Genomic DNA, 6,564 nt, shown 5'->3' with positions numbered 1-6,564 from the left:
TGATCCACCTCCGCTTCGTCGACGAGCGCACCCAGCAGGAGATCGGCGAGGAGCTCGGCTGCTCGCAGATGCACGTCTCCCGGCTGATCTCCCGCGTCGTGAAGAAGCTCCGCGAGGGCCTGCTCGCGGCCGAGTGACCGGCTTGTGAACGCGCGGCCCGTACGGCGATGAATCCCGCCGTGCGGGCCGGTCTGCATCTCCGACAGTGCCGCCGCCGCACCCGAGGAGAGCACCATGACCGTCACCTACACGTACGACGTCTTCGCCAGCCTCGACGGCTTCGCCGCCGCCGGCGGGAACTGGACGGGATACTGGGGCAAACAAGGCCCCGAGCTGCTCGAACACCGCCTCGGCCTGTACGAGGAGGACCAGCGCATGGTCTTCGGGGCGCGCACGTACCGGCTGTTCACGCAGATGCTCGCCGCGAGCACCGAGGACTCCGACGTCCGCGACCCCTGGGTCACACGTATGCGGGACCTGCCCGCGACCATCGTGTCGAGCACCCTCGACGCGGCGCCCGACTGGCCGGACGCCACCGTCGCACGCGGCGACGCCGTGGACGTCATCGGCCGGCTCAAGGAGAAGTCCGAGGTCCCGCTGCGCTCCCACGGCAGCCTCTCGCTCAACCGGGCGCTGATGGCCGCAGGGCTCGTCGACCGGGTCCAGGTGACCCTCTTCCCGGTGATCACCGGGCGGACCGGCCTCGAACCCGTCTTCCAGGGAGCGGCCGACTTCGACCTCGAACTGATCGAGCGCCGCACCCTGGACCGCGACATCCAGGAGCTGGTCTACCGGCCGACCCTGCACCCGTAGCCGTAGCCGTAGCCGTAGCCGTAGCCGTAGCCGTAGCCGTAGCCGTAGCCGTAGCCGTAGCCGTAGCCGTAGCCGTAGCCGTACAGCGGAGTGACCGGTTCTACTTGTCGTACGCCTTCGTGTAGAGGTCGCCCGTGTAGTAGTCGGCGGGGTCGGGGTTCTTGTCGAGCTGCTTGTTGCGGACGAAGAAGTCACCCAGCTTCTTCAGCCACTCGTCCACCTCACCGCTCCTGGTCTTGTCGGCCAGTTCCTCGGTGGAGAGGGTCTGGACGTGCGAGGCGTCGGCCTTGGTCTGCGCCTCGGTGACCTCCAGCATCCTGGCGGTCAGCGTGATGGTCTCGTCAGGATGCTGTGCGCGCCAGTCGTTGGCCTGCTGCAACACCTTGATGACCTTGCTGTTCTTCGACTCGGGCACTTTGTTGCCCGCGACGAACGCGGTGGGGAAGGAGTCCCCGGTCTCCTTGGTGTCGGCTATCTCCGTCAGGCCCGGGACCTTCTTCTTGATGGTGTCGATGGCGGGGTAGAAGAAGCCCGCGCCGTCGATCTTCCCGGAGGAGAAGGCGGAGACGATGGTGGACGGGTCCATGTTGACCTTGTCGATGTCCTTCGTCGTCATTCCGGCCTCCGCCAGGGCGATGTTGAGGACCATGTCGCCCGAGGTGCCCTCGGGCACGCCGACGCGCTTGCCCTTCAGGTCCTTCATCGACTTGATGCCGGGCTGGCCGATCACCCGGTCCGCGTAGGTCAGGGTGTCGATGGCGATGACCTTCGACTTGCCGGAGGCGGGCAGCCACATGGCGCCGGGGCCGATGTAGCCGTAGTCGAGGTCGCCCGCGCTGAGTGCCTGGATCTGCACGGGGCCGTTGTTGAACGTCGTCACCTCGGCGGTCAGGCCCGCCTTCTTCCACAGGCCCTGCTTCTCGGCGATGGCCAGGAGGCTGGCTCCGTTGTAGTCGCCGATGTAGCCGAACCGGACCGTGGCGTCGTCCCCGGAGGCGTCGCCGGAGCAGGCGCCGAGGGTGAGCGAGAGCGCGAACGCGACGGGCAGCGCGACGAGGGCGCGGCGGGCCGTGCTTCTGGGCATGCGGGAGTGTCCTCTCGGGGTGGTGCGCGAACTCGGGAAGTGAGGGGAGGGCGGGGCGTGTCAGGCGGCGCTGGGCGGTGCTTCCTGGTGGTACACGGACGTCCACACCTCGTTGCGGATGCGCCGGAACTCGGGCGAGAGCCGGATCTCCTCGGTACGGGGATAGGGCAGGTCCACGTCGATGACCCGGTGGATCCGGCCGGGCCTCGCGGCCATGACGACGACGCGGCTGGCGAGGTAGACGGCCTCGTCCACGTCGTGGGTGATGAAGAGGACGGTGCGCTTCTCCTGGCTCCAGGTGGCGAGGAGCTGGTCCTGGAGCTGTACGCGGGTCAACGCGTCGAGCGCCCCGAACGGCTCGTCCATCAGGAGGACCTGGGGGTCGACGGCGTACGCGCGGGCGATGGCGCAGCGCTGTTTCATGCCTCCGGACAGCGTCTTGGGCAGCGCGTCGGCGAACTCGCCGAGGCCGACGAGCGCGATGGCCTGCTCGGCCCGGCGGCGCCGTTCGCCGGCGGGAAGCGAGGCGAGCTTGAGCCCGAACTCCACGTTCTGCCGGACGGTGAGCCAGGGGAAGAGGGCGTACTGCTGGAAGATGACGCCGCGGTCGGGGCCCGGCCCGGTCACCGGTGTGCCGTCGACCAGGACGGTGCCCGAGTCGGGTTCCTGGAGCCCGGCGGCCATGCTCATCAGCGTCGACTTGCCGCAGCCCGAGGGGCCGACGACGGTGACGAACTCCTGGTCCGCGATGTCCAGGCGCACCCCGTCGAGCGCGGTGAACGTCGCGCCCTTGAGCGGGAAGGTCTTCACCACGTCCCGGAAGCTGATCTTGCTGTTCATCGTCGCTCCTGCCAGCCGGTGAGGCGTCGCTCGGCCAGCAGCAACAGCCGGTCCATGACGAGCCCGAGGATGCCGATCGTGATCAGGGACACGAAGATCGTGTCCATTTCGAACCAGGTGGACGCCTTCTGCATGCGGTAGCCGAGGCCCTCCTGCGCGCCGATGAGTTCGGCGGCGACCACCGTGGCCCAGGACGCGCCGAGGCCGATCCGCATGCCGACGAGGATGAACGGGGTGGAGGCCGGGACGACGACCTTGGCGAAGATGGTGCGGTCCGAGGCGCCGAGCACCCGGGCCGCGTTGATGAGCGTCCTGTCGACGTCGATGACGCCCTGGAAGGAGGAGAGGACGCACGCCATGAACGACGCCAGGAAGATCACCGCGATCTTCGGCACCTCGCCGATGCCGAGGAGCACGACCGCGAGCGGGATGAGCGCGAGCGGCGGGATCGTGCGGAAGAACTGGATGTACGGCTCGACCAGGGCGCGCACGGTCGGGTACCAGCCCATGAGGAAGCCGACCGGCACGGCGACGACCACGCCGAGCGCGTAGCCGAACAGGACCCGGCGCAGGCTGGCGAGCGTGTCGGACACGAGAGTGCCGTCGGCGATCATGTCGCCGGCCTTCTCCGCGACCGCCGCCGGCGCGGGCAGGTTCTCGACCCAGCCCAGGGCGGCCACGACGCCCCACACGGCGATGCCCGCCGCCACCGCGACGACGTTGAGCACCAGGGGCCTGCGCCGGGAGCGGCGCGGCTGCCGCCTTCGTGCGTCGGTGGCGGTCTTGTCGACCGGAGCGATCACAGCCATGGGTACCTCGCCGGTGACTTCACGCGTTCTCCTCGGATGCGGGCCGCGGGTAGTGGGAGAGCAGGGGGGATTCGTGGAGGACGAGGGCGATGCCGCCCAGCGCGCTGCCGGTGTCGCCGAGCGTCGCGCGCCGCACGTCCACATGGCGGCGGGCCAGCGGCATCAGCCGCTCGCGCAGGGCGCGCTGGACGGGTTCCAGGAGGGCGGGTCCGGCCTCCGCCAGTTCGCCGCCGACGACGATGACACCCGGGCCGACGGCGTGGCACACCGCGGCAAGGACGCCGCCGATGTCGTGGCCCACACGTGTGAGCACGTCGAGCGCGCACCGTTCACCGGACGCGGCGGCGGCCAGGAATTCGGCGAGATCGTCGGCCCGGCCCCCGGCCTCGCGATACCGGAAGAGGACCGCGTCCAGTGACGCCCGCGTCTCCAGACAGCCGGTGCCGCCGCAGTCGCACGGCCGCCCGGCCGGATCGACGGTGATGTGTCCGAACTCCCCGGACAGACCGTAGCGGCCGCGGTGCAGGGCGCCGCCCACGACGAGGCCGCCGCCGACGCCGTGCGACAGACGCAGGTAGAGCACGTCGCTGCTGTCCTTCGCCGCGCCCCACACCGCTTCGGCGAGCGCCGCGAGCCGGGTGTTGTTGTCGAGGACGACCGGCACGCCGAACCGCTTGCGCAGCAGGTCGGGCAGGCCGTCGATGCCCTGGGAGCGGGCGTTCTCGCTGCCCGGGTCGGTGAGCGGCCCGACCACGCCGACGCCGATCGCGGAGAGCGCGTCGAGGTGGACGGCGCCCGATGTGGCGAGCAGCCGGTCCGCGATGTCGATCCGCTCGGGCCAGGACAGGTCCGCCGCGTGTGCCTCGCTCGCCGAACCGATCACTTCGTGGGCGAAGTTGACCGCCGCGACGTGCACGGCGCGGCGCGCGAAGTCGATGCCCACCGCCGCACCGGCGGCGGGGTTGAGGCTGAGCTTCTCCACCGGCCGCCCGCGCTTGCGCACCTCGGCCTGCGGTGTGCCCGCGACGACCGAGCCGCTGCCGGTCAGCCCGGCGACGATGTCGTGCAGCGTGGTCCGGGACAGGCCGCTGCGGGTGCCCAACTCGGCGCGGCTCAGCGGTCCGTGCCTGCGCAGCAGCTCCAGGACCGCTTGCTCGTGGCCGCGTCGCAGACGTGTCAGCGGGCCGTCGTGTTCGTGCATGGAGGACAGCATGTGAGCGGGACCTATTTTCGTCAATGACTCGAAACAAATTGTTCATATGAACGCGATGTCACAAGTGGCCGTTGGCCCTCACCGAGTTGACCTGCGGCCCCGTACGGTGGGTGAGCGCCCGACGTCCGCCCCTGCGGCCGGTTCCGCTCGATTTATGTACGCACTCTTGACTTAAATCATCGCGGCGCCGGAGCATGCCCGGACCGACTGACCCGAAAGGCCCCCGTGCGCCACAACATGCTTTTCCTGATGACCGATCAGCACCGCGTCGACACCTTGGGCGCGTACGGCAACCCCCACACACGGACCCCGCATCTCGACCGGCTCGCGGCCCAGGGCACACGTTTCGACAGCTTCTACACACCCACCGCGATCTGCACCCCGGCCCGCGCCAGCCTGCTCACCGGCGCGGCCCCGTTCCGCCACAAACTGCTCGCCAACTACGAGCGCAACGTGGGCTATCTGGAGGACCTCTCCGACGGCCAGTTCACCTTCTCCGAGCAACTGCGCTCGGAGGGCTACAACCTGGGCCTGCTCGGCAAGTGGCACGGCGGCGTCCGGCGCACCGCCGCCGACTACGGCTTCGAGGGCCCGGACCTGGCCGGCTGGCACAACCCCGTCGACCACCCCGACTACCTCGCCCACCTGGACGAGAACGGCCTGCCGCCGTACCGCATCACCGACCCGGTGCGCGGCACGACCCCCAACGGCAGCCCGGGAAATCTCCTCGCCGCCCGTCTCCACCAGCCGGTCGAAGCGACCTTCGAGTACTACCTGGCGACCCGCACGATCGAGATGCTGCACCGCTTCGCGGCCCAGGAGGACGGGGGAGGGGGCCCACCGTTCTTCCTGGCCACCCACTTCTTCGGCCCGCACCTGCCGTACATCCTCCCCGAGGCGTACTACGACATGTACGACCCGGCGCTGGTCGAACTGCCCGCCTCCATGAGCGAGACCTTCGCGGCGAAACCGCCCGTCCAGGAGAACTACAGCAAGCTGTGGGCCTTCGACACCATGTCCCTGGAGGAGTCCCGCAAGCTGATCGCCGTCTACTGGGGCTACGTCACCCTCGTCGACGAGCAGATCGGCCGCATCCTCGACGCCGTGGAGGAGTTGGGCCTCGACGAGCGGACGGCGGTCTTCTTCACCGCCGACCACGGCGAGTTCACCGGCGCCCACCGCCTGCACGACAAGGGCCCGGCGATGTACGAGGACATCTACCGCATCCCCGGCCTCCTCAAGGTCCCCGGCGCCCCGCAGGGGCAGGTGCGCGACGAGTTCGTCTCGCTCACCGACTGCACCGCCACCATTCTGGACCTTGCGGGAAGCGAGACCGCCCCGGCGGTGGACAGCCGCAGCCTGCTGCCCCTCGCACGCGGCGAACACCCCGAATGGGACGAGCACCACCTCGCCGAGTTCCACGGCCACCACTTCCCCTACCCGCAGCGGATGCTGCGCACCAGACGCCACAAGCTGGTGATCAACCCGGAGTCCCGCAACGAGCTGTACGACCTCGACGCCGACCCCGACGAACTGCACAACCGCTACGACCACCCCGAAATGCTCGCCGTCCGCACCGAGTTGACGCGGCGCCTGTACGACCTGCTCCGCGCGCGCGGCGACAACTTCTACCACTGGATGACACCCATGTACGACGTGGAGACGGACTACGACACGACGCTCTCCGCGTTCGAGACGAGCAAGTCGAGCGACACAAGCAAGTCGCGCGACACAAGCAAGTCGAGCGACACGAGCAAGTCCAGCGACACAACCAAGTCGAGCTGTACTACCAAGGAGAACTGACG

Annotated in this window: 7 protein-coding genes; 3 read left to right on the top strand and 4 right to left on the bottom strand. The window is 69.3% G+C overall.

Translation table 11 applies throughout. From position 1 onward, the window contains the following. Together ACH4RC_RS27820 and ACH4RC_RS27815 are read left to right on the top strand one after the other, a co-directional pair. The coding region (locus tag ACH4RC_RS27820; RefSeq protein ID WP_398205790.1) for a sigma factor-like helix-turn-helix DNA-binding protein at positions 1–137 on the top strand (137 nt) is incomplete at its 5' end. Between the two features lie 97 nt (positions 138–234). Beyond that, a complete protein-coding gene (locus tag ACH4RC_RS27815) occupies positions 235–813 on the top strand; it encodes a dihydrofolate reductase family protein (protein WP_398205777.1) in 579 nt (192 codons plus the stop codon). Positions 814–913: 100 nt separating this feature from the next. On the opposite strand, the gene ACH4RC_RS27810 is transcribed toward ACH4RC_RS27815, so the two are convergent. Genes ACH4RC_RS27810 through ACH4RC_RS27795 form a run of 4 tightly spaced genes read right to left on the bottom strand, consistent with a single transcriptional unit; the run spans position 914 to position 4,759 of the window. Further along, positions 914–1,897 carry an aliphatic sulfonate ABC transporter substrate-binding protein gene (locus ACH4RC_RS27810; RefSeq protein WP_398205776.1) on the bottom strand — a complete coding sequence of 328 codons (984 nt, stop codon included), beginning with the start codon at positions 1,895–1,897 and terminating at the stop codon, positions 914–916. Positions 1,898–1,957: 60 nt separating this feature from the next. Continuing rightward, positions 1,958–2,737 (bottom strand): ABC transporter ATP-binding protein, encoded by a 780-nt coding sequence (locus ACH4RC_RS27805; protein WP_398205774.1) that lies wholly within the window; start codon positions 2,735–2,737, stop codon positions 1,958–1,960. After that, positions 2,734–3,546 (bottom strand): ABC transporter permease, encoded by an 813-nt coding sequence (locus ACH4RC_RS27800; RefSeq protein WP_398205772.1) that lies wholly within the window; start codon positions 3,544–3,546, stop codon positions 2,734–2,736. Before ACH4RC_RS27800 ends, ACH4RC_RS27805 begins: the two co-directional genes overlap by 4 nt. A 19-nt stretch (positions 3,547–3,565) precedes the next feature. After that, positions 3,566–4,759 (bottom strand): ROK family protein, encoded by a 1,194-nt coding sequence (locus tag ACH4RC_RS27795; protein WP_398205771.1) that lies wholly within the window; start codon positions 4,757–4,759, stop codon positions 3,566–3,568. 249 nt (positions 4,760–5,008) lie between these two features. On the opposite strand from ACH4RC_RS27795, the gene ACH4RC_RS27790 reads away from it, so the two are divergent. Beyond that, entirely contained in the window at positions 5,009–6,562 is a 1,554-nt protein-coding gene (locus ACH4RC_RS27790; RefSeq protein ID WP_398205770.1) for a sulfatase-like hydrolase/transferase, read from the top strand. Positions 6,563–6,564 lie beyond the last annotated feature (2 nt).

It is taken from the genome of Streptomyces sp. NPDC016845 (assembly GCF_044332585.1).
Classification (GTDB): Bacteria; Actinomycetota; Actinomycetes; order Streptomycetales; family Streptomycetaceae; genus Streptomyces.
Note: the sequence above shows the minus strand (reverse complement) of the source record. Positions and strands in the feature narration are given on the sequence as shown.